The organism is Sphingomonas sp. SRI_018, from assembly GCF_057586275.1.
In genome coordinates this window covers 285,291-311,651 of the sequence record NZ_JBYCZO010000001.1, presented here as the reverse complement: position 1 = coordinate 311,651, position 26,361 = coordinate 285,291, and the positions used below count along the sequence as shown (strand labels likewise).

Below are 26,361 nucleotides of genomic sequence, written 5' to 3'. Positions count from 1 at the left end.
CACACCAGGATAAGAGCGCAATTTCCACAGGAGGCAAGTCCATGACGGGATCGAGCGAACGGTCCGGCGCGAGGGTCTGGAACTATTGGCGGATCGCGCGCTGGACGGCGGCATTGGCTCTGCTGCTCACGCCGCTGGTGATGATGCAGATCAGCGACGAATGGCACTGGAACATCGGCAGCTTCCTCGTTGCCGGCACCATCATTGGCGGAGTGGGCCTTCTCTACGAGCTTGCCGAACGGGCAAGCGGAAGCCGGGCCTACCGCGCCGGAGCGGCCATCGCGCTGGTGGCACCGGTCCTGCTCGTGTGGAGCACGATCGTTCGCGACGACGGCAATGGCATCGGTTTCTTCATGGTGATCATGGCAGCAGCGGTAGGCAGCTTTTCGGCCTGGTTTCGACCCGCCGGCATGGCGCGGACCATGTTCGGGATAGCGATCATGCAGGCATTGCTCGGCCTGGCCATCGCGACCGCTCCGTCGACCGCGAGCATCCCGGACGGCCCGCTCAGGGCATGGTTGTACAGCGGCTTCTTTACCGTGCTGTGGCTGATGTCGGCGATCCTCTTCCGCGTGGCCGCGAAAGAGGATCGGTGAAGCCTATCCCGACCCGGCTGCCGGAAGGAGAGTCGCTCAAATCGCGCCCCCTTCCAACCGCAGCAGCATCGCCTTCGCCTCCAACCCGCCGGCAAAGCCGGTGAGCGCTCCATTGCTCCCGATCACGCGATGGCACGGCGCGACGATCGAGATCGGGTTGCGCCCATTGGCAGCCCCCACCGCCCGCGAAGCGCTCGGGCGGCCGAGCTGGCGGGCGATCTCGCCATAGCTGCGCGTCTCGCCGAACGGGATCGTCAGCAGCGCCGCCCACACGCTCTTCTGGAAATCGGTGCCGCGGAAATCGAGCGGCAGGTCGAACGCCCTGAGCTCGCCCGCGAAATAGCGGTCGATCTGGCGCGCCGCCTCGCACAGCAGCGGATCGTCCGCCGCCTCGACCATCGTCCCGAGCGGCACCCGCGCGGGATCGTCCCCTTCCCACAATATCGCCGCGAGCCCCTTGTCGCTCGCGACCAGGGTCAGCTCGCCGACCGGCGAGTCGATCGTCTTGAACCTGTCGACCATCGTTCGTTCCTCCGATTGCATCGTCCGGAACGAGATAGCGGGCGGGCGGCCGTGCCGCTTCCCGACGCTTGCGGCCAATCCCAAATCCTCCCCGGCGCGGGGAGGATTTAAGGTCCTATCGCTCCAGCGTCCGCATCAGCGCTTTCACCGCCGCGTCGATCTCGGCGTCCTTCGCGCGCAGCTCCTCGATGCGCTTGACCGCGTGGATCACGGTCGAATGGTCGCGATTGCCGAACTTGCGGCCGATCTCGGGCAGCGAGCGGGTGGTGAGCCGCTTGGCAAGGTACATCGCGATCTGCCGCGGCCGCGCCACCGCCACCGCACGCCGCGCGGAGAGCAGGTCGACCGGCTTCAGGTCGAAATGCGTGGAGACCGCCTTCTGGATCTCGTCGATCGTGATGCGCCGCTGCGGCCCGTTGAGCGCCTCCCCCAGCGTCTCGATCGCGAAGTCGAGCGTGATCGGCTGGCCGATCAGCTGGGCATAGGCGACGACGCGGTTGAGCGCCCCTTCCAGCTCGCGCACGCTGCCGGTGATCCGGCCGGTGAGCAGCTCCAGTACCTCCTCGGGCACGCGCGCGTCGGGCATGTCCTCGAGCTTGCGCGCGACGATCGCGCGGCGCAGCTCCGGCTCGGGCGCCTTGATGTCCGCCACCAGCCCCGACTGGAGCCGGCTCAGCAACCGCGGCTCGATACCGTCGAGCACGTTGGGCGAGCGATCGCATGCGATCACCAGCCGCTTGCCCGCGCTCATGAACTCGTTGACGGTGTGGAAGAACTCCTCCTGCGTCGAATCCTTGCCGGCGATGAACTGCAGGTCGTCGATCATCAGCAGGTCGACCGAGCGCAGCTTCGCCTTGAACGCGTGCGTGTCGCGGGCGCGCAGCGCATGGACGAACTCGAACATGAAGCGCTCGGCCGACATGTAGAGCGCCGCCGCGTCCGGGCACGCCTCGCTGAAGGCATGGCCGATCGCATGCATGAGATGCGTCTTGCCAAGCCCGGTGGTCGAGTGGAGGTAGAGCGGGCTGAACCGCGGCGTGCCCGGCTCGGCGAGCAGCTTGGCGGCGTTGAAGGCGACGCGGTTCGACTGGTCGACCACGAAGCGGTCGAAGGTGAAGCGCGGATCGAAGCTCTGCACCTGCCCGCGCTTGGCCGGCGCGCGCTCGGGCAGCTCGGCGGGCGCGGGCGAATCGACCGTCAGCACGCGCTGCGGCCGCGCGTCGCTCAGCGTCTCGATCGAGACCGAGCGCAGCTCCGGCAGGATCGCGCGGAACTCATAGAACAGCCGGTCGGCATAGTGGCTCTTCACCCAGGTCGTCATGAACGCCGAGGGAAAGCCCAGGCGGACGGAATCCGAGTCGCTGCCCTCGATCAGGACCGCGGGCTTGAGCCACTGGTCGAACAGCCGCTGGCCGGCCGAATGGCGAAGGTTGGTTCGTACCCGGTTCCAGGCCTTTGCCACCGCATCGTCCAAACCCTCGCGCCTCAAAGCCATCCCGCCCACGTGCATTTGCCCTTTATGTTCTAGGCCCGCGGTGCACCCCCGCGGCCCCCGTTTTCAGCCGACAAAGACCCCCACAGCCGGAATCGAACTCCGCCTGCGAAACGCCTGGAATGTGAGTGCCGGGACGGCAGATTGCGGCCCGGAGGGACTGTTTAGGTACGTCTGCGTGAGTCGATCAAGCCCGACTCATGTCAAGATTTTGAAATATAGATGTTGACTCACGGATTCCCGTCAAATTTTTTCATTTCTGCTTTGGAGACGGTATCTTAGCCCGAATTTCTCGAAATCTGATCTCGCGAATCGCGGCGAATCCTGACTTTTCTGTGAAACCTATGTTACAGTGTTCACTTGCTGTTCACGAACGACGAAAGCCCCGCCGGGATACTGTCCCGGCGGGGCCGATCGGATCCGTCTGAAACGGGGTCAGGCGAGCGCGGAGACGCGCTTGTTGAGGCGGGAGAACTTCCGCGCGGCGGTGTTCTTGTGGAACACGCCCTTGGCGACGCCGCGGGCCAGCTCGGGCTGGACCTCGGCGAGCGCGGCGGTGGCGGCGGCCTTGTCGCCGGCGGCGAGCGCGGTCTCGACCTTCTTCACGAAGGTGCGGATGCGGCTCACGCGCGCACCGTTGATCTCCGCGCGGCGCTCGTTGCGCCGAATCCGCTTCTTCGCCTGTGGCGTATTCGCCATGTCGTTCCGTTCCTGCTTGTTCTGGATGCGGCCGCACGAGGCCGCGGAAAGGCGGTGCCCTTAGCGAGGCACCGGCCGTTGGTCAACCGTCAGAGCCGTTTGGAAAAGCGGCACCGGTCCGCTCCCCCACCCGGCCACCCATCAGGGTAGGCTCGTGGGTGGCCGGGTGGGGGAGCGGGCCGGTGCCGCCGAAATGCGCCCGCGGGCGCATTTCCAAACGGACTCTCAGCGCTGGCATTTCGGGCACCAGAAGGTCGAGCGGCCGCCCTCGACATAGCGCGCGACCGTGCCGCCGCATTCGCACGGCTCGCCCTCGCGGCCATAGACCTTGAACCGCTTGGAGAAATAGCCGAGCTCGCCGTCGGGCCGCGCATAGTCGCGCAGGGTGGAGCCGCCGGCGTCGATCGCCGCCTCCAGCACCTCGCGCACCGCCGTCACTAGCCGCGTGCGCTCGGGAGCGGTGATTCGCCCACCCTGCCGCGCCGGCGCGATCCGCGCCTCGTAGAGCGCCTCGCAGACATAGATATTGCCGAGCCCCGCCACCACGCGCTGGTCGAGCAGCAGCGTCTTGATCGAGGCGATTCGATCCGCGAGCACGCGCGCGAGGTGATCGGCGGTGAACGCCGGCCCCAGCGGCTCCGGCCCGAGCGCCCGGAACGCCGGCCAGTCCGGCAGCTCCGCGGTCGGCACCAGGTCGAGCGAGCCGAATCGCCGCGGATCGTTGAGCGCGAGCCGATGCCCCGCCCCCGTCTCCAGCACGACATGATCGTGCGCCAGCAGCTCCGCCGGATCGACCCGCCAGCGCCCGGACATGCCAAGATGGAAGACCAGCGTGTCGCCGCGATCGGTATCGATCAGGCCATATTTGGCGCGCCGCGAGAGAGCGGTCACCGTCGCCCCGGTCAGCCGCTGACCCAGATTCTCCGGCATCGGCCGCCTGAGGTCCGGCCGCCGCAGCGTCACGCGGGCGATCCGTTGCCCCTCCAGCACGGGGCGCAGGCCGCGGACGGTGGTCTCGACTTCGGGAAGCTCGGGCATTGCACCTCCATCGACGCCAGCCTTTGCGTGTCCCGCAGGCTGCGGCTAGAGGCGGCTCATGCCCGATACCGTCTCCTTCGGCTACGAGGACGTGGCCCCCGCGGACAAGACCCGTCGCGTCGGCGAGGTCTTCGCCAGCGTCGCCGGCCGCTACGACCTGATGAACGACGCCATGTCGGGCGGGATGCACCGCCTGTGGAAGGACCGTTTCGTCCGCCGCGTGAAGCCGCGCGCGGGCGAGCAGATCCTCGACATGGCCGGCGGCACCGGCGACATCGCCTTTCGCCTGGCGAAGAGCGGCGCGAGCATCACCGTTGCCGACATCAACCCGGCGATGCTCGAAGTCGGCATGAAGCGCGCCCAGCAGCGCGGCATCGACGGTCTCGTGTGGACCGAGGCCAATGCCGAGACGCTGCAATTCCCCGACCGCTTCTTCGACGCCTACACCATCGCCTTCGGCATCCGGAACGTGACCGACGTGCCCGCAGCACTGCGCGAGGCGCATCGCGTGCTGCGGCGCGGCGGGCGCTTCTACTGCCTGGAGTTCTCGACGACGCTGTGGCCGGGATTCGCCGACGTCTACGACGCCTATTCGCACCATCTGGTGCCCAAGCTCGGCAAGCTGCTCGCGAACGACGAGGACAGCTATCGCTACCTGATCGAATCGATCCGGCGCTTCCCCGACATGGCGCGGTTCGAGGCGATGATCGGCGAGGCCGGCTTCGTCCGCACCCATGCCGAGCCGATCCTGGGCGGGCTGGTGGCGATCCATTCGGGCTGGAAGATTTGAGAGTGGCCAAGATCAAATCCTCCCCGGCAAGGGGAGGGGGACCATGCGAAGCATGGTGGAGGGGGCCCTCCACCAGCGACTCGAGCGAGGCGAGCCCCCTCCACCACCGGCCTGCGGCCGGCGGTCCCCCTCCCCGTACCGGGGAAGATTTTGATACATGACCCACCCCGTCATCCACCTCTGGCGCCTGCTCAAATGGGGCCGCATCGCCGCGCGCCACGGGGCGCTGCGCGGCATCGAGCAGGACCCCAACACGCCGCCCCCGGTGCGCCGGCTCGCCCGCATCGCCCGCTTCGGCGCGCGCGTGCCGAAGGTGCCGCGCTATGCCGATGCCTTCCAGGCGATCGGCCCCGCCGCGATCAAGCTCGGCCAGACGCTCGCCACCCGCCCCGATCTGGTCGGCGAGGAGGCGGCGCACGACCTCATGCGCCTCCAGGACGCCCTGCCCCCGGTCCCGTTCGAGGCCGTCTGCCGGGTGATGGAATCGAGCCTCGGCCGCCCGGTCGGCGAACTGTTCGCCAGCATCGAGGAAGTGCCGATCGGCGCCGCCTCGATCGCGCAGGTCCACCGCGCGGTCACCACCGACGGCCGCCAGGTCGCGGTCAAGGTGCTGCGTCCCGGCGTCGAGGCCGACTTCGCCAAGGCGATCGACACCTATGAATGGGCCGCCGCCCAGGTCGAGGCGATGGGCGGCGAGGCGGCGCGGCTGCGTCCGCGCCTGGTCATCGCCACCTTCAAGCGCTGGACCGCACGCGAGCTCGACCTGCGTCGCGAGGGCGCCTCGGCCAGCGAGCTTGCCGAGGGAATGCAGGCCGAGCCCGATTTCGTCGTCCCGACGATCGACTGGCAGCGCACCTCGGGCAAGGTGCTGACGCTGGAATGGATCGACGGCATCAAGCTGAGCGACCGCGCCGCACTGATCGCCGCCGGCCATGATCCCAAGGCGCTCGCGGGCAAGCTGGTCCGCGCCTTCCTGCGCCAGGCGATCGCCGAGGGCTTCTTCCACGCCGATCTCCACCAGGGCAATCTGTTCGCGCTGCCCGGCGACCGCATCGCCGCGATCGACTTCGGCATCATGGGCCGGATCGACCGCCGTGCGCGGGTGTGGCTCGCCGAGATCATCTACGGCCTCATCACCGGCAACTACCGCCGCGTGGCGGAAATCCATTTCGAGGCGGGCTATGTTCCCCCGCACCACAATGTCGCCGAGTTCGCAACGGCCCTCCGCGCCGTCGGCGAGCCGATGCGCGGGCTGCCGGTCAAGGACATGTCGGTCGGCCAGATGCTCGACGGGCTGTTCAACATCACCCGCGACTTCGACATGCAGACGCAGCCGCACCTGCTGCTGCTCCAGAAGACGATGGTGGTGGTGGAAGGCGTCGCCACCGCGCTCGATCCCGACATCAACATGTGGGAGGTGTCCGAACCCTTCGTCGGCGAGTGGATCCGCACCGAGCTCGGCCCCGAGGCGGCGCTCGCCGACCGGCTGGTCGAGGACCTGCGCACCCTCGCCCGCCTGCCCGACCTCATCCGCAACATCGAGCGCCGCTATCCGTCGCCGGGCGGCGCGCCCCCCGCCCCGCCGCTGCGCGAGATCGAGGTGGTGCGGGTCGGCGGCGGCTGGCGCTACGTGGCGGTCGCCGCGCTTTCCGCAGCGGTGGCGGTGGCGGCGACGCTGCTGCTGAGCTGATGCCCCGGCCGCTCCCTCCCCTGTGGCTCGCCCATTCGAGCCGGTTCGCCGGCCTGTCGCGGCGGCGCGCGCTCTGGGTGGTCGCGGCGCTCGTGGTGCTGATCGCGGCGAGCCTCACCGCGCTGGCCGCGCCCCTGCCTTCGCCCGACGACGGGCAGCGCCTCAACGCCTTGGGTTCGCTCGCGCTCTACGAGAGCGTGATCGACGGGCTGCGCGCAGGCGGCGACTATTACCAGCTCACCGCCGACGCGCTGCGCGCCGGCGGCTATCCGTTGCGGCCGTTCACCGCCTTCCGCTTGCCCGCGCACAGCATCGTGCAGGCCGAGCTGCCGCGCCTGGCCTCGGTCGGGCTGCTCGGATTGCTTGCGGTCGCGGTGGCGGCCGCCTGGTGGGTGCGGCTCAGCCGGGCGCTGCCGCGGACGCCCGCGCGCGTCTCGGCGGCGGTGCTGCTGGCTGGCGGGCTCGTCACCTTCGTCAATACCGATCTCATCGCGCTGCACGAGCTGTGGGCGGCGCAGCTGGTCGCGCTGTCGCTGGCGCTGCGCACGCCGACGCGCTGGCTGGCGCCCGCCGCGATCGCGCTGCTCGCGATGCTGGTGCGCGAGACGGCGGTGCTCTACGCGCTGGTGATGGCGGGCATGGCGCTGATCGAGCGCCGCCGCGGGGAAGCCTTCGGCTGGCTCGGCGCGCTCATCCTCTTCGCCGTGGCGCTGGTCGCCCATGCCTATGGGGTGGCACAGGTCATGGGTCCGCTCGACCCTGCCATCACCGACTGGGCGGGGATGCTGGGCTTCGGCTTCTTCGTGCATTCGGTCGCGGCGGTGACGGCGCTCGATCTGCTGCCGCTGGCGGTCGCGGGGCCGCTGGTGGCGCTGGCGCTGTTCGGTTGGGCCTGCTGGCGCGATCCGCTGGCGCTGAGGGCGCTCGCGACCTTCTCCGCCTATGCGCTCGCGCTCGGGCTGGTCGTGCAGCCCGACAGCTTCTATTGGGGGCTGATGGTCGCGCCCGTGATCCTCGTCGGCCTGGCATTCGCACCCGACGGCCTGCGCGACCTCGCCCACGCCCTGCTCGACAGGCGCCGCGTCCGCGTCCAGAGGATAGCGCCATGAGGCGCATCCTGCTCATCGTCGGCGGCGGCATCGCGGCGTACAAGGCGTGCGAGCTCGTCCGGCTGATCCGCAAGGCGGGGATGCGCGTCACCTGCGTGCTGACCGAGGGCGGGGAGCATTTCGTGACGCCGATGACGCTGGCGGCGCTCAGTGAGAACCAGGTCTACACCACGCTCTGGGACCTCAAGGACGAGGCCGAGATGGGCCATATCCAATTGAGCCGCCAAGCCGACCTGATCGTCGTCGCCCCCGCCACCGCCGACCTGCTCGCGCGCATGGCCGCGGGCATCGCCGACGATCTCGCCACCACCTTGCTGCTCGCGACCGACAAGCCGGTGCTGGCGGTGCCGGCGATGAACGTGCGCATGTGGCAGCACGCCGCCACCCGCCGCAATGTCGCCACGCTGCGCGGCGATGGCGTGACGGTGATGGAGCCCGACGAAGGACCGATGGCGTGCGGCGAATACGGCCCCGGCCGCCTGCCCGAGCCGGAGGCGATCCTCGCCGCGATCGAACGCCACTTCGCCGGTCCCGGCCCGCTTGCCGGCCGGCATGTCGTCGTCACCGCCGGCCCGACCCATGAGCCGATCGACCCCGTCCGCTACATCGCCAACCGTTCGTCGGGGAAGCAAGGCTTCGCCATCGCCGGCGCGCTCGCCGAGCTGGGCGCGCGAGTGACGCTGGTCGCCGGGCCGGTGACGCTGCCGACGCCCACCGGGGTCGAGCGCATCGACGTCGAGACCGCCCGCGAGATGGCGGCGGCGGTCGAGGCGGCGCTTCCCGCCGATGCTGCGGTGCTGGTCGCCGCCGTCGCCGACTGGCGCGTCGAGCCCGCCGCGCACAAGCTCAAGAAGGGCGACGGTCCGCCCGCGCTCGCCCTTTCGCCCAATCCCGACATCCTCGCGACGCTCGGCGAGCATCCTGAGCGCCCCCGGCTCCTGATCGGCTTCGCCGCCGAGACCGAACGCGTCACCGCCCAGGCGGCCGAGAAGCGCGCGCGCAAGCACGTCGACTGGATCGTCGCCAACGACGTCTCCGGCGACGTGATGGGCGGCGACCGCAACACGGTGCATCTTGTCACCGCCGACCGGATCGAGGACTGGGAACCCATGGACAAGGAGGACGTCGCCCATCGCCTCGCCCAACGGATCGCCGATGCGCTTTGAGTGGAAAGATATGCTCGCCGCTTTCAAGCCCCTCCCCTTCAGGGGAGGGGTTGGGGTGGGGACTATCCTCAGGCGACGGAGCTTGCGGCACTCCCCCACCCCCAACCCCTCCCCTAAAGGGGAGGGGCTAGTGGCTGCCGCATGTGTCGCGCTTGCTCTCTTGCCACTCGCTCTTGCCGCCTGCGCCCCGAAGCCGACCTCTCCCGGCACCGCGCCCGCGCAGCCGACGCTCTATACCGAGAGCTTCGGCAACACGCCGCGCGACGCGGTACGCACGCTGATCGTCGTCCTCCACGGCGACGCGCCGACCGCACCGCCCTCCTACCAATATGCCGCCGCCCGCACCTTCGCCGCCGCGGTGCCGGAAAGCGCCGTGGTCGCGGTGCTCCGCCCCGGCTACAGCGACGCCGCCGGCCACCACTCGGTCGGCGAGCGCGGCCTCACCACCGGCGACAACTACACGGCCGACCGCATCGCCGCGGTCGCGCAGACGATCGGCGCGCTCCGCCAGCGCTATCCGCACGCGCGCACCATCCTGGTCGGCCATTCGGGCGGCGCGGCGATCGCCGCCGACCTCGCCGGCACGCGCGGCGGGCTGGTCGACGGGCTGGTGCTGGTCGGCTGCCCCTGCATGCTCGACGAATGGCGCGCCGGCATGGAGAAGCGCATGCCCGAGGCGCCGTTCGAGGCGCCGGTCACCAGCCTCGATCCGCTGAAGACCGTCGGCGGCATCCCCTCCGACACCCGCGCCGCGATCATCGTCGGCGCCAAGGACGAGATCGCCCCGCCCGCCCTCTCGCGCGGCTATGCCGAGGCGCTGGCGCTGCGCGGCATCGCCACCGATTTCCGCATCGTCCCCGGCAAGGGGCACGAGATCCTCGACGACCCCGAGGTGATCGACGCACTCCAGCGGCTCGCCGCCTCGCTGCCGAGACTGCCGTGAGCCTCGCCCCGATCCGCATCGCGCTCCGCCGCCTGCCGCACGGCGAGGGCCTGCCGCTGCCCGCCTATGCCACCGACGGCGCCGCGGGCATGGACGTGGTCGCCGCCGAGGCGCTGACGCTCGCGCCCGGCCAGCGCCACGCGGTCGCGACCGGCTTCGCGATGGCGATCCCGCCCGGCTATGAGGTCCAGGTGCGCCCCCGCTCCGGCCTGGCGCTCCGGCACGGGGTCACATGTCTTAATACCCCCGGGACTATCGACAGCGATTATCGCGGCGAGGTAAAGGTGATCCTAGCCAATCTCGGCGACGCACCGTTCACGATCGCCCGCGGAGACAGGATCGCGCAGCTCGTCCCCGCCCCCGTCCAGCCCGCCACGCTCGATGAGGTCGCCAGCCTCGACGAGACTGTGCGCGGCGACGGAGGCTTCGGATCGACCGGACGATGAGCATCGCCCCCATCTTCTTCCTGTCGCTCGCCCTCGCGCAGCAGCTGCCCGGCGGCGGGACGCTGGACTGGGACCGGCTGACGCCGCTGCCGTGGCGCACGCCGCCGCAGATGACCACCGACCTCAGCCAGTTCGTCGACGACGAGGTGCAGGCGAAGCGCTGCACCCCGCCCAAGCGCGCCGACGGCAAGCCGATGGTCGACGTCGACGTCGCGGTGCTGGTGCGCGCGGACGGCGTGGTGCGGGTGGCGGTGCCGCGCGCGATCGACTGCCCCACGGTCGAGCAGTTCGCCGCCGGCCTCGTCACCAGCTTCGCCCGCAACAACCTCCGCGCGACGCCAGAGGGCTGGTATCGCGCCACCGTCACCTTCACATTGGGGCAATGACCCTCACCGACGCCGAGCTCGACCGCTACGCTCGACACATCGTCCTCCGGGAGTTCGGCGGCGCCGGACAGATGCGGCTGCGCGCCGCCCATGTCGCGGTGATCGGCGCCGGCGGCATCGGCTCGCCGGCGATCCAGTATCTCGCCGCCGCCGGCATCGGGCGATTGACGGTGATCGACGACGACGCGGTCGACCTCGCCAACCTCCAGCGCCAGACGCTGTTCGGCACCGCCGACATCGGCCATGCGAAGGTCGAGGCCGGTGCGGAGGCGGTGGCGCGGCTCAACCCGCATGTCGAGGTGATCCCCCTTCGCAAACGCATCGACCCGAGCAACGCCGAAAGGCTGCTCGCCGGCACGGACGTGGTGCTCGACGGCAGCGACAGCTTCGCGACGCGCGGCGCGGTCGCCGACGCGGCGCTGCGCCTCCGCATCCCGCTGGTCTCCGCCGCGGTCGCGCAGTTCGAGGGGCAGCTCGCCGTCTACCGCGGCTGGGAGCCGGACAAGCCCTGCTACCGCTGCCTGGTCGGCCATCCCGAGGACCGCCCCGAGGAAAGCTGCGCCGAGGCGGGCGTGCTCGGCGCGCTGGCAGGGGTGATGGGCAGCCTCGCCGCGCTGGAGGCGATCCGCGCCGTCGCCCCGTTCGGCGACGACCCTGCCGGCAAGCTGCTGCTGGTCGACGCGCTGTCGCTGCGCTTCCGCACCGTCACGCTGCCCAAGGATCCCGGATGCCCGACCTGCACGGCCTGACCGTCGTCGTCACCACCGCCGACCCGGACCGCTGGCGCGCGGCGCTGATGCTGGCGAGCGCCGAGGCCGCGCTCGGCGGCCGGGCGCGCGTATACTGCCACGAGGCGGCGGTGACGCTGCTCGCACGCTCGGAACTGGTCGACACCGCGCTGGAGCTGGGCGTCGTCCTGATCGCCTGCCAGACCGGCCTCGCCGCGCACGACCTGCCGCTTCCCGATTTCGCCGAAGCCGGCGGCCTCGTCAGCCTGCTCGCGGAGCTGGGCGAGGATCGGCTGGTGACGCTCTAGCGTCTCTGAAACAGTGCTCCTGCGAAAGCAGGAGCTCAGGCCGCGAGCGAAACACCCATGATCCAGGGCTCCTGCTTTCGCAGAAGCACGATTCCACCTTCAGGCCCGCACCCGCTCCAGCCCGTGCCCGGCGGCGGCGAAGCGCTGCCACCACTCGGGATGCGCCAGGTACCAGGCGACCGTCGCCTCCAGCCCGCTCTCGAAGCTCCGCTCCCGCCGCCAATCGAGCTCGCTTTCGATCCGGCTCGGGTCGATCGCATAGCGCAGATCATGCCCCGGGCGGTCGGCGACGAAGCTCACCTGACGCCGGTAGGATCGCCCGTCGCCGCGCGGCGCCAGCCGGTCGAGCAGGTCGCACAGCGTCCTTACGACGGTGAGGTTGCTCCGCTCCGCCCTTCCGCCGATCGCATAGCGCGCACCCGGCACGGCGCGGCGCGCGATCAGGTCGAGCGCGCGGGCATGGTCGTCGACGAACAGCCAGTCACGGACATTGGCGCCGGTGCCGTAGACCGGCAGCGTCTCGTCGCCGAGCGCTCGTGCGATGGTGCGCGGGATCAGCTTGTCGGGTGACTGGAACGGCCCGTAATTGTTGCTGCAGCTGCTGATCGTGACCGGCAGGCCATAGGTCCGGCCCCAGGCCGCGACGAGATGGTCCGACGCCGCCTTCGACGCCGAATAGGGCGAAGACGGCCGATAGGCGGATTCCTCGTCGAAGTGGCCGCCATCGATCGGCAAGTCGCCATGGACCTCGTCGGTCGAGACATGATGGAACCGGAAGCCGCCGCCGACGCGACGCCAATGATCGAGCGCGGCCTCGAGCAGGTGATAGGTCCCGACGATATTGGTCTCGACGAACGCTGCCGGCCCGGCGATCGAGCGATCGACATGCGTCTCGGCGGCGAGGTGGAAGACGACGTCCGCCCCCTCGCCCGCCAGCAATTCCGCCACCAGCGCACGATCGGCGATGTCGCCCTCGACGAAGCGGTAGAGCGGCGAATCCCCGACCGGCACGAGCGCGTCGAGCGAGGCGGCATAGGTGAGCTTGTCGAGCACCACGGCACGCGTGCCGGTCGCGACCAGATACCGCACCAGCGCCGACCCGATGAACCCGGCGCCGCCGGTGACCAAGGCCGTCCGCGTCATGCCGCTCTCGCCACGCGGTCGCGAAGGTAAGCGGCATAGCCGGTCTTCCCCAGCGCCGCCGCGCGCGCCAGCACCGCCTCCGTATCCAGCCAGCCCTGGTCGAGCGCGATCTCCTCCGGACAGGCGATCTTGATGCCCTGGCGATGCTCGATCGTCCGCACGAAGGCGCCGGCGTCGTGCAGGCTGTCGTGCGTACCGGTATCGAGCCACGCGAAACCGCGCCCCAATCGCACGACGTCCAGTGCATCGCGGCGGAGATAGGCGGTCAGCAGATCGACGATCTCGAGCTCGCCGCGAGCGGAAGGCGCGAGATCGCGGGCGCGCGCCGGAGCATCGCCGTCGCAGAAGTATAAGCCGGTGATCGCCCAGTCCGATTGCGGCCTGCTCGGCTTCTCCTCGATTGCCGAGGCGCGGCCGGTCACCGGATCGAAGCTGACGACACCGTAGCGCTCGGGATCGGTCACGCGATAGGCGAACACGCTGGCACCCTCGCGCCCCGCCGCCGCGCGACATCTACCCGGCAAGCCTTCACCATAGAAAATATTGTCGCCAAGGATCAGCGCGGACGGGTCGCCGCCAAGGAAATCCTCGCCGATCAGATAGGCCTCGGGCAATCCCCGCGGCTCCGGCTGGGCGGCATAGCTGAGGGCGATGCCGAACGCCGATCCATCGCCGAGCAGCAGCTCGAACATCGGCAGGTCGCGCGGGGTCGAGATGATCAGGATCTCACGGATACCTGCCAGCATCAGCACCGACAGCGGGTAATAGATCATCGGCTTGTCGAAGACCGGCAACAGCTGCTTCGAAATGGCGAGCGTCGCGGGATAAAGCCGCGTGCCGCTGCCGCCCGCCAGAATGATCCCCTTCACTGTCCGCCCCCATGGTCCGAGCCACGGGACTAGAACCGAAATCCTTAAGCTTCGTTTGCGAGCGCCTCGCGCGCGAATTCCCGTACCGCCGGCCCGATGTCGTCACGCGCGAGCGCCAGCGCAAGGTTCGCCTGGATGAAACCCGCCTTGTCGCCGCAGTCGAAACGCCGCCCGGCAAAGGTGACGCCATGAAAGGGCTGCTCGCCGATCATCCGCGCCATCGCGTCGGTGAGCTGGATCTCGCCGCCCGCCCCCTTCTCCTGCCCTTCGAGCACGCGCATCACCTCTGGCTGGAGGATGTAGCGGCCGATCACCGACAGGTTGGACGGCGCCGTGCCGGCCTTGGGCTTCTCGACCAGCCCCTTCACCTCCGTCAGCGCCCCGTCGCGCGCACCCGGCGTGATGATGCCGTACATATGCGTCTGGTCGTCCGGCACCTCCTGCGCGCAGATCAGGTTGCCGCCGAGGCGGTTGTAGGCTTCCACCATCTGTTTGAGACAACCCGGTTGCCCCACCATCAGGTCGTCGGCGAGCAGCACCGCGAACGGCTCGTCGCCGACGATGTCGCGCGCGCACCACACTGCATGGCCGAGCCCCAGCGGCTCCTGCTGGCGGACGTAGGCGACCGCGCCGGGCTTGAGGCGGGTGGGCTCCAGGACCTCGAGCGACTTGCCGCGGCCGCTCATCGTCGTCTCGAGCTCATAGGCGATGTCGAAGTGATCCTCGATCGCGGACTTGCCGCGGCCGGTGACGAAGATCATCTGCTCGATCCCGGCCTCCAGCGCCTCGTCGACCGCGTACTGGATCAGCGGCCGGTCGACCACCGGCAGCATCTCCTTGGGCATCGCCTTGGTCGCCGGCAGGAAACGGGTGCCGAGCCCGCCCACGGGAAACACGGCCTTGCGCAGCGGCTTGATGGTCAATGGAAGTCCCCGGAAAGTTGCCGATCGATACGGCGGTGCACCGATTAGCGCAATCGGCGGTTAGCGCCCTCTTAAGCGAGTGAGGATTAGGCGGGTTCCATGGCAAGCAAGGCTCACAAGGTCCTGGTCGTGTTCGGCACGCGGCCCGAGGCGATCAAGCTGTTCCCCGTCGTCCGCGCCCTCGCCGCCGCGCCGGGCATCGAGGTGCGCACCTGCGTGACCGCGCAGCACCGCGGACTGCTCGATCAGGTGCTGGCGATCGCCGGCCTCGCGCCCGACATCGACCTCGACCTGATGGAGCCCGGCCAGTCGCTCGACCGGCTGACGGCGCGGCTGCTGACCGGCCTCGGCGAGGTGATGGACGCCGAGCGGCCCGATCGGGTGATCGTCCAGGGCGACACCGCCACCGCGATGGTCGGCGCGCTCGCCGCCTATTACCGCAAGGTGCCGGTCGGCCATGTCGAGGCCGGGCTGCGCTCCGGCGACATCTGGCAGCCCTGGCCCGAGGAGGTGAACCGCCGCATCGTCGCCCCCATCGCCGACCAGCATTTCGCCCCGACCGAAACCGCGGCCGAGGCGCTCAGGCGCGAGAATATCGATCCCGCGACGATCCACGTCACCGGCAACACCGTGATCGACGCCCTGCTCGCGACGCGCGAGGCGATCGCCGCCGATCTCTCGCTCGCCGCCGGGCTCGATCCCATCGCCGCTCGCTTCGCCGGCAAGCGGCTGATCCTCGTCACCACGCATCGCCGCGAGAATTTCGGCGACGGCATGGCCGAGATCGCCCGCGCGATCGGCCGCATCGCCGAGCGCGAGGACGTCGCGATCCTCTTCCCCGTCCATCCCAATCCCAACGTCGTGTCGGTGATGGACGCGCTGCTCGGCGACCGCGCCAACGTCGCCCGCATCGACCCGCTCGACTACCCCCACTTCATCCGCGCGCTCGGCATGGCCGAGCTGGTCCTCACCGATTCGGGCGGCGTGCAGGAGGAGGCGCCGGCGCTCGGCAAGCCGGTGCTGGTGATGCGCGAGACCACCGAGCGCCCCGAAGGCGTCGCCGCCGGCACCGCCCGCCTCGTCGGCGCGAAGGAGGACGCGATCGTTTCCGGTATCTTCACCCTTCTCGACGACAAGGCGGCCTATTCCGCGATGGCGCGCGCCCACAATCCGTTCGGCGACGGCCAGTCCGCGGCAAGGATTGCGAGGATCGTCGCGCATGGTTTCGGATGTTGAGCTCAAGGTCGCCGTTCTCGGCCTCGGCTATATTGGTCTTCCCACCGCGGCGGTGATCGCGCGCACCGGCGCCAGGGTGCTCGGCATCGACGTCCACCAGTCGGTGGTCGACACGATCAATTCGGGCAAGGTGCATATCGAGGAGGTCGACCTCGACGGCCTCGTCTCCGGCGTTGTCGCGCGCGGGACGCTGCGCGCCTCACTGCAGATCGAGCCCGCCGACGTGTTCGTGATCGCGGTGCCGACCCCGTTCGACGACGATCACCAGCCCAACATCGGCTACGTCCTGCGCGCCGCGACGACGGTCGCGACCGTGCTCAAGCCCGGCGACCTGGTCGTGCTCGAATCGACCTCGCCGGTCGGCACCACCGAGAAGGTGGCCGAGCTGCTCGCCGAGCTGCGCCCCGATCTCAACATCCCCGGCCACAGCCGCGAGACGCCGGACGTCGCCATCGCCTATTGCCCGGAGCGCGTGCTCCCCGGCCGCATCCTGATCGAGCTGATCGACAACGACCGCGTCATCGGCGGCATCACGCCCCGCTGCGCGCGCAAGGCGCTCGGCTTCTACCGGCGCTTCGTGCGCGGCGCCTGCGTCACCACGACCAGCCGCGCGGCGGAGATGACCAAGCTCACCGAGAATGCCTTCCGCGACGTCAACATCGCCTTCGCCAACGAGCTGTCGGTGATCGCCGACGGCATGGGCGTCGACGTGTGGGAGGTGATCCGGCTCGCCAACCGCCATCCGCGCGTCAACATCCTCTCGCCCGGCCCCGGCGTCGGCGGCCACTGCATCGCGGTCGACCCCTGGTTCCTGGTCGCCGCCGATCCGGCGAACAGCCCGCTGATCCGCACCGCGCGCGAGGTCAACGACCGCAAGGTCGAGGTGACGATCGCCCGGGCGGCCGCGCTGATCGAGGACCATCCCGGCCCGGTCGCGCTGCTCGGCCTCGCCTTCAAGGCCAACATCGACGACTTCCGCGAATCCCCCGCGCTCAAGGTGGCGGCGGCGCTGGCGGCGTGCTTCGGCGAGCGCATCCGCATCGTCGAGCCCCACGCCCGCGCCCTGCCGGAGGATTTCGCCGGCACCGGCGCCACGCTGACCGACATCGACACCGCGCTGGAGACCTGCCCGGTGCTGGTCGTGCTGGTCGACCACGACGTGTTCAAGTCGGTCCCGCTCGACGAGCGCGCCGACAAGGCGGTCTACGACACCCGCGGCATCTGGCCCGACCAGCCGCGCCTCAAGGCAGCCCAGGACGCGCTCCGGTTGGCGAGCTAGGCCGTGAGCTCATAGCGGGGAATGACCGAGACTGGGTGGTTAGCGGAAGATACTTGTTTCCAACTTATCGGGCGGCTCCGCATTTCCGGCAGTGCGTGGCAACAGGCGCGAGCATGTTCGCTCCGGTTATGTTCCATCCATCCTTCGACGGCGCGAAGTAGTAGCTGACGCCGCAATTCGGACACTTCATTCCGAACATTATTAGGGCGGTAAACGGCATCGTAAGCGCTACCGCTACCGCCATGCCCGCCCAGCCGCCAATTCCAAAAAATATGACGGCCAGGGCCGCTATCGCAGTGATGAAAAAACCTGCTTGGACCAATCGAGCTGCGTTCATAGACGCACTTAACCGGGAAATCGCAAGGTCCGCAATTGGGGCGCTAGCGGTCGCCGAAGTTCATGAGTCTACGCCTAAAGACGAGTCGACATACTGGAGGCGCCTTCTTCGATCCTCCCCGGTGAGAGGTGGGACCCGCACGCCGATCCGGAGCCGAACGCCGCCAGCTCGCCTCCTCTCCTTGCAATGTAGGATTTCGCCTGCTTGGCTCATCCGGTCCGAACCGCGCAAGCCTCGGTCCGCTCTTTGATCCCGTCGATCTCGTCCATGTCGCGTCGCCGGCGCGCTCGTGTCTCGTCCATGCCGCGTTGCTGTCGCGGCCGCGTCGCATCCCGCCGCAACCATGCAGCTACCGGGCGTATCGGCTCGCAAACACGCGACCTCAGTCAACTTAGTCAACATTTTCGGGCATCCTGATACCGGATGCGGCCTCGGATCAGGGGGTCGTTCTACCTATGACTTTCGTGACCTTCGACGGTTTTCCGCGGGTTTCCGGCGCCCGTCCTACAGCCCTGCGACCAGCGCCTGCCAGTCGTTGCTCATCGGCTTGTCCCGCTCGGCCAGGATCGGCGGGACATAAGGCCGCTCCGCCGACGCGGCGAACGCCGCCGCCTCGCGGTCGAGCAGCTTGGCGCGCAGCGTCCAGCGCGGATGGGTGCGCGCCAGCAGGATGCTGTTGAAATGCGCTTTGCCGAACCAGCGCCAGAACCGCGCCGGCGCCGCCGGATCATAGCTGGCATTGGCCATCAGCGCGCTGCCCAGGATGTCCGCCTCGATCTCGCTGCGCCGGATATAGCCGACCGACCGGCCGATCGCCTCGAACAGCCCGCGCTGGACGCCGGCCTGGTCGAGCCGGACCCGATGGTGCAGAATGTTATGCGCCAGCTCGTGCGCGATGACGAAGGCGAGCTCGTCGTCGCTGTCGATCGCCTCGACCATCTTGGTCGTGACCTGGACCGTGGTCCCGTCCGCCTGCGCGTCGTAGCTGTCCTTGACGACGACCTCGAACCGGCTCGCGCAGCCCATGTCAGGCTTGAACGCGATCGTCAGCGGCTGTCCCTGGCGGAGCAGGTCGAGGCGCAGCTCCCCCGACGCCGCCCGCTCCCGCAGCCGCCGTTCGGCGGCGATCAGCCGGTCGGTGGATTCGGCCTTGCCGGTATCCATCGGCCCCGGCTCCAGCACCTCGCCGTTCGCCCGCACGATCGAATCGCCGGCGCGGATGCCCGCCCGCTCGGCCGCACTTCCCGCGACCACGCCCTCGACGGCGATCGGCGCCTCGAAGCCGAAGAAGCGGCGCGCCTCCCCCCTCGCCGCGACCGCATATTGGGAGAGGTCGTGGATCTGCAGCCCCGTCCGCGGGGCGAGATCGCGGCAGAGCGCCCGGTTGGCGAGCGTGAGCCGCTCCGCGATCGTCGCCACGCGCAGGTCCTCCGCCCGCAACGCCGCGAGCACGTCGGTAACGCCTGTCGTCTGCGCCTGCGCGGCCGGCACGACCGGCGCCGCCAGCGCGAGCAGCGCAGGCAACCACCACCGAACTCCCCGCCGCAGCCGGCGACCGCCCCGCCCGATCTTGTCCATTCCGGAGGCGATAGCGCCGCCGCGCGGCCGGGCAAGCCCTTGATTGCTCCCGCGATTGCGCCAAGCCTCCCCAAGGACTATTGGCACCTCCAACTGCGCCTTAGGTGAACGAGTGGCTTTGAGTTTGCTTCGCCGTTTCGGCCTTCCCCTGCCCGCTGCACCGTCGAGCGTTCCCGAAGGGGAACGCGTCTACGCGATCGGCGACGTCCACGGCCGCCTCGACCTGCTCGACCGCCTCCTCGAGCGGATCGAGGCCGACGATGCCGCCCGCGGGCCGGCACGGTCGCAGCTGATCTTCCTCGGCGACCTGATCGACCGCGGCCCGCAGTCGCGCGGCGTGGTCGAGCGCGTGATGCGTTTGAAGGCGGAGCGCCCCAACATTCGCGTGATCGCCGGCAATCACGAGGAGATGCTGCTCGCCGCGCTCCGCTCGGAACGCGGCGAGGCGATGCGCTTCTTCATCCAGAACGGCGGGCGCGAGACGCTGCTCAGCTACGGCATCACCGAAGCGGAATATGAAGCCGGCACGCTGACCGATCTGCGCGATCTCGCCCGCAGGCGCGTCCCGGCCCACCATGTCGCCTTCCTGGGCAGCCTCGAACCTTACGTGGCGATCGGAGACTATCTGTTCGTCCACGCCGGAATCCGCCCCGGCGTCGCGGTCGAGGAGCAATCCCCCAGCGATCTCAAGTGGATCCGCGGCGAATTCCTGAATTCGAAACGCGATCACGGCAGCATCGTCGTCCACGGCCATACCGTCTCCGACGGGGTCGACGAGCAGCCTAACCGAATCGGGATCGACACCGGCGCCTTCGCCACCGGCAATCTGACCGCGATCGGCCTGGAATCGAGCGAGCGCTGGTATCTCTCGACGGCCGGCAGCGGCGCCGGCGCGCGCAGCGCGGCTATTGTGCAACAGGTTTGATCGAATCTTAACCGAAGCATAGGGTTTTGCTGGCAATCGCCGTTGCGCCTTGCGAGAAGCCAGTTGCACCCGGCGATAGCCTGTGCCATTGGAATCCGGGGACTTAGTCGCCGCCATTCGGGTGGAAATGGTCATAAAGGGAGTTTGACATGCGTCTTGCCAATCTTGCTGCAGCGACTTCGGCGCTCATGCTGATCGCCAGCCCTGCGCTTGCTGCGAGCGCAAACCCGGCGGCCAAGCTGTCGGTCGCTTCGTCCAAGTCGGTCCGCGCCGGCACCAAGGCCAAGGACGGCAGCAACCTCTCGCCGGTCCTGGGCGTGGTCGCCGCGATCGTCGCCCTGGGCGGCATCGGTATCGCTGCGGGCGTGTTCGACAGCGGCAACGACGATCCCGACAGCAACTGATCTCAGCCGGTCGTAACTGAATTCGAAAAACGGCGGTCAATCGACCGCCGTTTTTTATTGTTCCCTCACCAGATTCGGATTCGATCGATCGCAACGCGATGTGTTTGAGCGAGATATTGATCTTGGGGGAGGCTGTTCGATCAGTTCGAGGTCGGGACTATAGCGCGAGAAATGGGGTAGAGTGGACCCATTCCCCGCTAGCACGCGTTTGCTATTCATAAGAAGCTGTCCGTCATCGGATAGACAACAGCATTGGGAACAAGGGGTCATCGCGCGTTAGGTAGGCAGTGAAGGCCTGCACTATCCAATGACCGTGCCGATGGAGACGATCGCGTCCGTCTCATCAACGAACGCCAGTCGCTCAAGGTCGAACTCGGCCACCGTTTTGCACTGGTGGGCGATTGCAACGTCAGGTCGATCCTGCTCGGCCACACCACACGGCTTCCTTGAGGCGGCAGAACGTGCGCTCGATAGCGTTGCGGCCCAGAGTGGGTGGCTGAAGCAGCGTTCCAGCGCCGGTTGATCTTTGGCGGGATGTTTGGGGCCCTGCGCCGGGCCCGGCCCTGCGCGTCAGTGATGGCGCGGAGCTTGGTTTTGCGGCCACCCCCGCTGATACCGATCGCCTGGGGCGTGAGCTCTCTCTCCCTTTTCCACCTGCTGCCGAACGGTGCACCTCTACGTGCGCGCTGTCGATCAGCACCTCTGCCGGTGTATCCCCTCGGCGGCCAACGCCTCGAACACGGCGCGCCATACGCCCTTCTCGAGCCAGCGCCTGTACCGGGCGCACGGCATCTTGTGTGAACCGTAGATCACCGGCGCGCTCTTCCCGCGGCACCCGACCGCAGTGTATGCACGATCCCGCTGATCACCTGCCGGTCAGCTACTCGCGGCACCTTTCGGCAGCAACGGTCCAGCCGGTCCCGCTGCCTGTCACTCAACCAAAACTCGTCCGGCACTACCAACTCCCGACCAGGAGTGTGAACCACATTCTACACGCCAAGGGAATCCCGTTTATGGGTTCTCGCCCTGGCTCAAACTGGAGGAGTTCGGGGGAGCATGTCAGAGCACGTCAAGTTAAAACGCATCGTCATACGTGACTACAACCGGTTGAACTTCAGGGCCACGATCCACCTTGCCGCAGCCGTCGGTGATTTACGATGAATCCGCGCAGGCCGTAGGTTACGAGATCAATTACGCTGCCCCGGTTCGCGCGTCTTCTCCTCCGCGAGGGCAAACGAGGAGGCAGCGTCAGCTTGCTGATAGTAACTCCTGTCGATCCGGTTACCGATGCGATTCTGCACACGATTGTTGATACGGGTATCGAGACGCGCGGTTGGCTGTGTGTTAGGCCCCCGCTGTTCATTCGTCTGGCGTTGCCCAACTTCACCAACGGATGAGCTTGCGACCTGTCCCGCTCGATTGGGCTGCGCCGATTGCTGGCGCGGCACCGCAATCTGCGGATCCTTCGCCTGGCTCTGTGCTTGCCCGGCCGCTGGCAATAAGGCAGCTAGTCCCAGAACGATCGGCACGCTGCCACCCCTCGCCAGCTTCACCATCATCGTGCGCGCCGCACCGGCGCCAGCTGCACGCGATTGATCTGGCCGGACAGGCCCGCCACAGCATCAGAAGGTCGTGCAACCAATATCAGCGTCTGCACCGGACAATCCACCGGAACGGTGAAGTTACCTGCGAAACGACCATTTGTTCCCGTTGAATTAGGTAGCGGTACACGACCCAACTCGCGCCCATCCCGCCTGCAGCTGAGCACCCAGTAAGGCCGGGCAGACTCTTCTTGCTGAATCCCACTGCTGGAGCCCGCAATGCGATAGATACCCGGCGGCAATAGCTGCAACTGCTGCAACAATGGGCCGCCTATGCTTGCTGGCGCGGCGAAATCGAACACGCCATCCTTCCCATCGCCACGCTGAATCGACGTGGTCACGCTGCCGTCGTTGATCGGCATCCAATCAAATAACGACGGCGGGTCCATATCGGCGGCAAATTCGGGATCGCGCGAAGTATCCCGATTGACGCCCGGGACCACGGACGCATAATAGCGCCATGCATCCTCCACAAAACCGCCGGTCACCAACGCGTTAATCAGTGGAGCCAACGTAGTCTTTGGTACAGCGATTCCGGCACGCCGCAATCCAAGGAACAATGCGACAGTCGATCGCGGATCAGGGCCAGCTCCAGCAATATAACCAATGAAGCTCTCGCTCCAGTTCGGCCGAGTTGCTAAAATCTTGATTAGTTCGGAGCGGACCTCTGCTTCATTGGCAGCAGCTGCCAACAAAGGAAATAAAATACCCGCGCCCGCCACGCTTGTACGCAAGGCGATATCATAATGATGTAGCACTTCCGGAACGTCACCGCGTCCGACCGCGTCCTCGATCGCCCAGAACTGTGTTTGTAGATCGCGGCGCGATAGTTTCTGCGAATATGCAAAAAGCCGCTGGGCCGTCGCATGGTCACCACGAATCTCGGCGTTCATACCAAGCGCAACGACGGCCGGTACTGTCGTTGCATCCCGTAATAAGGCCCGTCGCGCGAGCAAGTTCGCTCGCTGGCGGTCGGCAGGCGTTGCCTCCGGTCCTGCCAGAGATAGTGCCAACCGCGCCGCAATTGGACCATTGCCGGGTGCTAGGCGATGAGCGAGCTCGGCGTTTCTACGCGCCGCTATCGCCGCCACCGTATGGGTGATCGAAACATAGCCTAGCACCGCCGCGACTATCGTCAGCGCACCGCGTACCATCCATTCTTTCCGGGTACGCCTCGCCAAGACGGATCGTCGCGGCACAGCCAGCTTACGCCTTTGCCTTGTCACTACGGCCGTAACCATAGCCATATTCGTAGCCGTAGCCGTAATGCGCCTTGCGTGCCTCGAACTTGGTGAGAATGCCGCCAAAAATGCGGGCATTGGCGCTTGCTAGTCGCCCAAGCGCGGTCTTGACCAAGCTTGAGCGGATGCCGTGTGATTCAACCGCATATATCACACCTTCCACCCGGCTTGCGATTAGCGGGGCGTCGGCCAAGCCCATAACCGGCGGGGAGTCGATCACAACGTGATCATATTCCTCAAGCAACCGGTCGATCAACAGCGACAGGCGATTGCCGGTCAGCAATTCGGCCGCGTTGGGCGGGACCGGCCCCGCAGACATGGCGGTGAAGCCCAAATCGCGCATCGGGAAAATGAGCGAGGCGATGTTATCATCGCCGGTCAGGAAGTTGCTGAGTCCGCGATCATGGCTAACTCCGCCGAGGTAATGGATGGACGGTGAACGCATATCGCCATCAACAAGGATAACCTTGCGCTGCGCGCGAGCAAGCGTGGTGGCAAGGGCCAGCGCACTGGTCGATTTGCCCTCCGCCGGACGCGTCGAGGTAACCGCAAACGAGCGCGGAACCCCATGCTCCGTGGTGAACGCAAGATTGGTCTGGACCGCAAGATAGGCGTCAACCAGCTCCGACTTCCGATCGAGCAATGCGTCCTTCGGCGTGATGTCCGCAACCTTGGGCACCGAGCCTAGGAGCGGCAAGCCAAGTCGCCGCTCGACCTCGCCCGGATCTGTGATCGCCTCGTCCATTTGCTCAAGCGCGAAGGCCGCAAGTCCGCCAAGAGCCAGCCCTGCAAGCAAGGAAAGAGCAAGGTTCAGCATTAGGCGCGGGCTTGAAGGCTTCTGCGGCACATCGGCAGCATCCACAACGGAGATGTTGTTGATACCGACGCCGCCAGCGACGCCGATCTCCTTGAAGCGCTGGAGGAGCCCATCATACAGGACGCGGTTGGTATCTACTTCCTGCTGATAGATATTATATTGAATGCTGCGGCGACGCAGGTTGAGATAACTCGACTTGAGCTGATCAACCTTATCTTTCAGCGCGCGCTCACGTTCCTGCGCCTCACGATAACTGGCTTGCAGCGACCCCGAGACCCGATTCTCCTCGCGACCGATCGACCGATCGAGCTGATCGATCTGCGACTGGATCGCCTTCGCGGCCGGATAGCCGGGCTCGAACTGCACCATCAATCGCTGGTATTCCGCAGCCAACTCTGCGCGGCGTTGGCGTAAATTATTGATTGCCGCATTGCTCAATGCTTCGGCTGATGCACCCGCGCGCCCAGCCTGCTGATAACGCGCTTCGGCCTGGATGCGCTCGGCAGTCGCCCGCACTAGCGCGGTGTTGAGGTTGGCGAGATCGTCGGCGACGATCGAGCGCTCGGCGGTCGCGCTTCCTTCCGCACCGCCTTGGGCGGGCAGATTGATAATCTGCTGTGCAGAAGCATAGCTCACTAACTGCCGTTGGGATTCGTCGAGTCGTTCCTTTGCCTGGGTCAACTGGCGCTGCAGCAGATTGCGCCCATAGGACGTGGCCTGCGACTTACGTTCAAGATTGGTCTGGATGAAGTTATCAGCCCAGGCATTGGCAACTTTAGCGGAGAATGCCGCCTCGGGGCTGGTGAAAGAGATATCGACCAGACGCGACAATCGTGTAGGATTAATCGAGAGGTTTCGGCGTAAAATTTCTCCGGCTGTACGAAGACGATCGGCACGCCCCGCGGCAGAATAACGCCCTTGGATGACCTGGAACGCCGACTCATTGCCGGCCACGCCGAACATCTCGAAGAATTTCGGATCATCTACGAGACGCAATTGATTGGCGACGCGCTCCGACAGCGAACGCGCCTTCAGCAGGCCATATTGAGTTTGATAGAATTCCTGATCTGCGATGCCACCTTCGCGCTCGACACCTTGAAAATCAGTGACTTTGCTCGTCTCACGCGAAATCTCGACCGTCGCCACTGCCGTATACTTCGGCGTCATCAAGAGTGTCGCGATCAGGCCCAGAAGAAAGCAGGCGGCAACCATGCCGATGATGACGTAACGCCAGCGCAAGGCGACGCGCAAATATTGGCGGATAAGCGACATCTTCTCGATGCTAGGCGACCGAGCGCCGCTCAAAACACGACCCGTCGTGGGACCGCTGCCGGCGTGTGGGTTCGATATAACCATATTCATGCGTCGGCCACCTTATTGCAGAAACGCCACTAAAGGAGCGGCGAGAAGGGGCGACAGCGACACGAAGTCCCGGAACAACCGGCGCTGCGGAGAATCTCCGACGACTATCACGTCATTGGCGTAGATTGGCGGATCGTCATATGCCCCACGCCGTATTGCCGCAATATTATACAGCCCGGCCATCTTACGTCCTTCGACAGTACGCAAAATGACGACGTCATCTTGCCGCGCAAACTCCGCAAGACCCTTGGCCGATGCGATCGCACGCATCAGCGTCATCTGGTTGGTGACGGGATACAACCCCGGTTCAACGACCTGGCCGTCGATCGTGACGACCTGGCTGACCGAACTCTTGATGTTGATCGTCACTTCGGGATTGCGGACGTAACGCCCGCTCAAGGCCGCTTCGATCGCCTGCGCCAGCTCCTCCGACGTCTTTCCGCGTGCATCGATCGTGCCCGCAAGCGGCATGGCTATCCGGCCGCTCGCGTCGACCTGCACTTCTCGGCTGAGATCGGGCACGTTGAAGACATCGATCTGAATCGTATCAAGCGGTCCGATCAGAGCCGGACGATCCCCCACGGTCAGATCCTGCCGCGTTGGCGCAGGCAGCGTCGTGCTGTTCTTCACCACGGTCAATTGCGCCGTCGATACCATGGGCTCCCGATGGGCGCACGCCGAAACGGCGATCGCCAAAAGGGAAGCGGTGATAACCTTTCGCATACGCTCGAAA

At 67.1% G+C, this 26,361-nt stretch carries 27 protein-coding genes; 14 read left to right on the top strand and 13 right to left on the bottom strand.

What is annotated here, in order from left to right:
* The first annotated feature begins 41 nt into the window (after positions 1–41).
* Positions 42–596 (top strand): hypothetical protein, encoded by a 555-nt coding sequence (locus AC2YHA_RS01570; protein WP_487400103.1) that lies wholly within the window; start codon positions 42–44, stop codon positions 594–596.
* Positions 597–632: 36 nt separating this feature from the next.
* On the opposite strand, the gene AC2YHA_RS01565 is transcribed toward AC2YHA_RS01570, so the two are convergent.
* From AC2YHA_RS01565 to mutM, 4 genes are all read right to left on the bottom strand, one after another.
* A complete protein-coding gene (locus AC2YHA_RS01565) occupies positions 633–1,118 on the bottom strand; it encodes a methylated-DNA--[protein]-cysteine S-methyltransferase (protein ID WP_233783288.1) in 486 nt (161 codons plus the stop codon).
* A 115-nt stretch (positions 1,119–1,233) separates the two neighbouring features.
* The gene (gene dnaA, locus AC2YHA_RS01560) at positions 1,234–2,613 is read right to left on the bottom strand and encodes a chromosomal replication initiator protein DnaA (protein ID WP_487400102.1); all 1,380 of its coding nucleotides are present in this window, start codon (positions 2,611–2,613) and stop codon (positions 1,234–1,236) included.
* 432 nt (positions 2,614–3,045) lie between these two features.
* Positions 3,046–3,309: a 30S ribosomal protein S20 gene (gene rpsT / locus AC2YHA_RS01555; protein WP_233783291.1), complete on the bottom strand. Its 264-nt coding sequence runs from the start codon at positions 3,307–3,309 to the stop codon at positions 3,046–3,048.
* A gap of 225 nt (positions 3,310–3,534) precedes the next feature.
* The gene (gene mutM / locus AC2YHA_RS01550) at positions 3,535–4,347 is read right to left on the bottom strand and encodes a bifunctional DNA-formamidopyrimidine glycosylase/DNA-(apurinic or apyrimidinic site) lyase (protein ID WP_487400101.1); all 813 of its coding nucleotides are present in this window, start codon (positions 4,345–4,347) and stop codon (positions 3,535–3,537) included.
* Between the two features lie 58 nt (positions 4,348–4,405).
* Here mutM and AC2YHA_RS01545 point away from each other — a divergent pair, with 58 nt between their 5' ends.
* The 9 genes from AC2YHA_RS01545 (at position 4,406) to AC2YHA_RS01505 (ending at position 11,913) form a co-directional block, all read left to right on the top strand.
* Positions 4,406–5,137 carry a class I SAM-dependent methyltransferase gene (locus tag AC2YHA_RS01545; protein ID WP_487400100.1) on the top strand — a complete coding sequence of 244 codons (732 nt, stop codon included), beginning with the start codon at positions 4,406–4,408 and terminating at the stop codon, positions 5,135–5,137.
* Between the two features lie 157 nt (positions 5,138–5,294).
* Positions 5,295–6,827 carry a 2-polyprenylphenol 6-hydroxylase gene (gene ubiB, locus AC2YHA_RS01540; RefSeq protein WP_487400099.1) on the top strand — a complete coding sequence of 511 codons (1,533 nt, stop codon included), beginning with the start codon at positions 5,295–5,297 and terminating at the stop codon, positions 6,825–6,827.
* Entirely contained in the window at positions 6,827–7,936 is a 1,110-nt protein-coding gene (locus tag AC2YHA_RS01535; RefSeq protein ID WP_487400098.1) for a hypothetical protein, read from the top strand. The genes ubiB and AC2YHA_RS01535 overlap by 1 nt, the downstream gene beginning before the upstream one ends.
* Positions 7,933–9,102 (top strand): bifunctional phosphopantothenoylcysteine decarboxylase/phosphopantothenate--cysteine ligase CoaBC, encoded by a 1,170-nt coding sequence (coaBC, locus tag AC2YHA_RS01530; protein ID WP_487400097.1) that lies wholly within the window; start codon positions 7,933–7,935, stop codon positions 9,100–9,102. The genes AC2YHA_RS01535 and coaBC overlap by 4 nt, the downstream gene beginning before the upstream one ends.
* 130 nt (positions 9,103–9,232) lie before the next feature.
* A complete protein-coding gene (locus AC2YHA_RS01525) occupies positions 9,233–10,045 on the top strand; it encodes an alpha/beta hydrolase (protein WP_487400096.1) in 813 nt (270 codons plus the stop codon).
* On the top strand, positions 10,042–10,491 hold the full coding sequence (gene dut / locus AC2YHA_RS01520) for a dUTP diphosphatase (RefSeq protein WP_487400095.1): 450 nt from the start codon (positions 10,042–10,044) through the stop codon (positions 10,489–10,491). Before AC2YHA_RS01525 ends, dut begins: the two co-directional genes overlap by 4 nt.
* Positions 10,488–10,877: a hypothetical protein gene (locus tag AC2YHA_RS01515; protein ID WP_233783306.1), complete on the top strand. Its 390-nt coding sequence runs from the start codon at positions 10,488–10,490 to the stop codon at positions 10,875–10,877. The genes dut and AC2YHA_RS01515 overlap by 4 nt, the downstream gene beginning before the upstream one ends.
* Positions 10,874–11,626 (top strand): HesA/MoeB/ThiF family protein, encoded by a 753-nt coding sequence (locus AC2YHA_RS01510; protein ID WP_487400094.1) that lies wholly within the window; start codon positions 10,874–10,876, stop codon positions 11,624–11,626. Before AC2YHA_RS01515 ends, AC2YHA_RS01510 begins: the two co-directional genes overlap by 4 nt.
* Positions 11,605–11,913: a peroxiredoxin gene (locus tag AC2YHA_RS01505; protein WP_487400093.1), complete on the top strand. Its 309-nt coding sequence runs from the start codon at positions 11,605–11,607 to the stop codon at positions 11,911–11,913. The genes AC2YHA_RS01510 and AC2YHA_RS01505 overlap by 22 nt, the downstream gene beginning before the upstream one ends.
* Positions 11,914–12,012: 99 nt before the next feature.
* Here AC2YHA_RS01505 and rfbB read toward each other — a convergent pair whose 3' ends face one another.
* The 3 genes from rfbB to galU are packed head-to-tail and all read right to left on the bottom strand — an operon-like array spanning position 12,013 to position 14,848.
* Positions 12,013–13,056 carry a dTDP-glucose 4,6-dehydratase gene (gene rfbB / locus AC2YHA_RS01500; RefSeq protein WP_487400092.1) on the bottom strand — a complete coding sequence of 348 codons (1,044 nt, stop codon included), beginning with the start codon at positions 13,054–13,056 and terminating at the stop codon, positions 12,013–12,015.
* Entirely contained in the window at positions 13,053–13,925 is an 873-nt protein-coding gene (rfbA, locus tag AC2YHA_RS01495) for a glucose-1-phosphate thymidylyltransferase RfbA (RefSeq protein ID WP_233783314.1), read from the bottom strand. The genes rfbB and rfbA overlap by 4 nt, the downstream gene beginning before the upstream one ends.
* A 44-nt stretch (positions 13,926–13,969) precedes the next feature.
* The gene (gene galU, locus AC2YHA_RS01490) at positions 13,970–14,848 is read right to left on the bottom strand and encodes a UTP--glucose-1-phosphate uridylyltransferase GalU (protein WP_487400091.1); all 879 of its coding nucleotides are present in this window, start codon (positions 14,846–14,848) and stop codon (positions 13,970–13,972) included.
* A 99-nt stretch (positions 14,849–14,947) separates the two neighbouring features.
* Here galU and wecB point away from each other — a divergent pair, with 99 nt between their 5' ends.
* Positions 14,948–16,084 (top strand): non-hydrolyzing UDP-N-acetylglucosamine 2-epimerase, encoded by a 1,137-nt coding sequence (wecB, locus tag AC2YHA_RS01485; RefSeq protein WP_487400090.1) that lies wholly within the window; start codon positions 14,948–14,950, stop codon positions 16,082–16,084.
* The gene (gene wecC, locus AC2YHA_RS01480; RefSeq protein WP_487400089.1) at positions 16,068–17,363 is read left to right on the top strand and encodes a UDP-N-acetyl-D-mannosamine dehydrogenase; all 1,296 of its coding nucleotides are present in this window, start codon (positions 16,068–16,070) and stop codon (positions 17,361–17,363) included. The genes wecB and wecC overlap by 17 nt, the downstream gene beginning before the upstream one ends.
* An 841-nt stretch (positions 17,364–18,204) precedes the next feature.
* On the opposite strand, the gene AC2YHA_RS01475 is transcribed toward wecC, so the two are convergent.
* Positions 18,205–19,224 (bottom strand): M48 family metallopeptidase, encoded by a 1,020-nt coding sequence (locus AC2YHA_RS01475; RefSeq protein ID WP_487400088.1) that lies wholly within the window; start codon positions 19,222–19,224, stop codon positions 18,205–18,207.
* Between the two features lie 172 nt (positions 19,225–19,396).
* Between AC2YHA_RS01475 and AC2YHA_RS01470 the strand changes: the two genes are divergently transcribed.
* Together AC2YHA_RS01470 and AC2YHA_RS01465 are read left to right on the top strand one after the other, a co-directional pair.
* Entirely contained in the window at positions 19,397–20,203 is an 807-nt protein-coding gene (locus tag AC2YHA_RS01470) for a metallophosphoesterase family protein (protein WP_233783324.1), read from the top strand.
* Positions 20,204–20,352: 149 nt separating this feature from the next.
* Positions 20,353–20,607: a hypothetical protein gene (locus AC2YHA_RS01465; protein ID WP_233783326.1), complete on the top strand. Its 255-nt coding sequence runs from the start codon at positions 20,353–20,355 to the stop codon at positions 20,605–20,607.
* Positions 20,608–20,907: 300 nt separating this feature from the next.
* Here the strand turns inward: AC2YHA_RS01465 and AC2YHA_RS01460 are convergent, their stop codons facing one another.
* The 5 genes from AC2YHA_RS01460 to AC2YHA_RS01440 form a co-directional block, all read right to left on the bottom strand.
* Entirely contained in the window at positions 20,908–21,039 is a 132-nt protein-coding gene (locus tag AC2YHA_RS01460; protein ID WP_487400087.1) for a hypothetical protein, read from the bottom strand.
* Between the two features lie 755 nt (positions 21,040–21,794).
* Positions 21,795–22,166 carry a hypothetical protein gene (locus AC2YHA_RS01455; RefSeq protein WP_487400086.1) on the bottom strand — a complete coding sequence of 124 codons (372 nt, stop codon included), beginning with the start codon at positions 22,164–22,166 and terminating at the stop codon, positions 21,795–21,797.
* Positions 22,163–23,101 carry a hypothetical protein gene (locus tag AC2YHA_RS01450; RefSeq protein ID WP_487400085.1) on the bottom strand — a complete coding sequence of 313 codons (939 nt, stop codon included), beginning with the start codon at positions 23,099–23,101 and terminating at the stop codon, positions 22,163–22,165. The genes AC2YHA_RS01455 and AC2YHA_RS01450 overlap by 4 nt, the downstream gene beginning before the upstream one ends.
* A gap of 313 nt (positions 23,102–23,414) precedes the next feature.
* Positions 23,415–25,538 carry a GumC family protein gene (locus AC2YHA_RS01445; protein WP_233783331.1) on the bottom strand — a complete coding sequence of 708 codons (2,124 nt, stop codon included), beginning with the start codon at positions 25,536–25,538 and terminating at the stop codon, positions 23,415–23,417.
* Between the two features lie 102 nt (positions 25,539–25,640).
* Complete coding sequence (locus AC2YHA_RS01440) at positions 25,641–26,285, bottom strand: polysaccharide biosynthesis/export family protein (protein ID WP_233783333.1); 645 nt, start codon at positions 26,283–26,285, stop codon at positions 25,641–25,643.
* Positions 26,286–26,361 lie beyond the last annotated feature (76 nt).

Coding starts and splice junctions, on each gene's coding strand:
- AC2YHA_RS01570 (WP_487400103.1), top strand. CDS start 42: ATGACGGGATCGAGCGAACGGTCCGGCGCGAGGGTCTGGAACTATTGG.
- AC2YHA_RS01565 (WP_233783288.1), bottom strand. CDS start 1,118: ATGGTCGACAGGTTCAAGACGATCGACTCGCCGGTCGGCGAGCTGACC.
- dnaA (WP_487400102.1), bottom strand. CDS start 2,613: ATGGCTTTGAGGCGCGAGGGTTTGGACGATGCGGTGGCAAAGGCCTGG.
- rpsT (WP_233783291.1), bottom strand. CDS start 3,309: ATGGCGAATACGCCACAGGCGAAGAAGCGGATTCGGCGCAACGAGCGC.
- mutM (WP_487400101.1), bottom strand. CDS start 4,347: ATGCCCGAGCTTCCCGAAGTCGAGACCACCGTCCGCGGCCTGCGCCCC.
- AC2YHA_RS01545 (WP_487400100.1), top strand. CDS start 4,406: ATGCCCGATACCGTCTCCTTCGGCTACGAGGACGTGGCCCCCGCGGAC.
- ubiB (WP_487400099.1), top strand. CDS start 5,295: ATGACCCACCCCGTCATCCACCTCTGGCGCCTGCTCAAATGGGGCCGC.
- AC2YHA_RS01535 (WP_487400098.1), top strand. CDS start 6,827: ATGCCCCGGCCGCTCCCTCCCCTGTGGCTCGCCCATTCGAGCCGGTTC.
- coaBC (WP_487400097.1), top strand. CDS start 7,933: ATGAGGCGCATCCTGCTCATCGTCGGCGGCGGCATCGCGGCGTACAAG.
- AC2YHA_RS01515 (WP_233783306.1), top strand. CDS start 10,488: ATGAGCATCGCCCCCATCTTCTTCCTGTCGCTCGCCCTCGCGCAGCAG.
- AC2YHA_RS01510 (WP_487400094.1), top strand. CDS start 10,874: ATGACCCTCACCGACGCCGAGCTCGACCGCTACGCTCGACACATCGTC.
- AC2YHA_RS01505 (WP_487400093.1), top strand. CDS start 11,605: ATGCCCGACCTGCACGGCCTGACCGTCGTCGTCACCACCGCCGACCCG.
- rfbB (WP_487400092.1), bottom strand. CDS start 13,056: ATGACGCGGACGGCCTTGGTCACCGGCGGCGCCGGGTTCATCGGGTCG.
- wecB (WP_487400090.1), top strand. CDS start 14,948: ATGGCAAGCAAGGCTCACAAGGTCCTGGTCGTGTTCGGCACGCGGCCC.
- wecC (WP_487400089.1), top strand. CDS start 16,068: ATGGTTTCGGATGTTGAGCTCAAGGTCGCCGTTCTCGGCCTCGGCTAT.
- AC2YHA_RS01465 (WP_233783326.1), top strand. CDS start 20,353: ATGCGTCTTGCCAATCTTGCTGCAGCGACTTCGGCGCTCATGCTGATC.
- AC2YHA_RS01455 (WP_487400086.1), bottom strand. CDS start 22,166: ATGATGGTGAAGCTGGCGAGGGGTGGCAGCGTGCCGATCGTTCTGGGA.
- AC2YHA_RS01450 (WP_487400085.1), bottom strand. CDS start 23,101: ATGAACGCCGAGATTCGTGGTGACCATGCGACGGCCCAGCGGCTTTTT.
- AC2YHA_RS01445 (WP_233783331.1), bottom strand. CDS start 25,538: ATGTCGCTTATCCGCCAATATTTGCGCGTCGCCTTGCGCTGGCGTTAC.
- AC2YHA_RS01440 (WP_233783333.1), bottom strand. CDS start 26,285: ATGGTATCGACGGCGCAATTGACCGTGGTGAAGAACAGCACGACGCTG.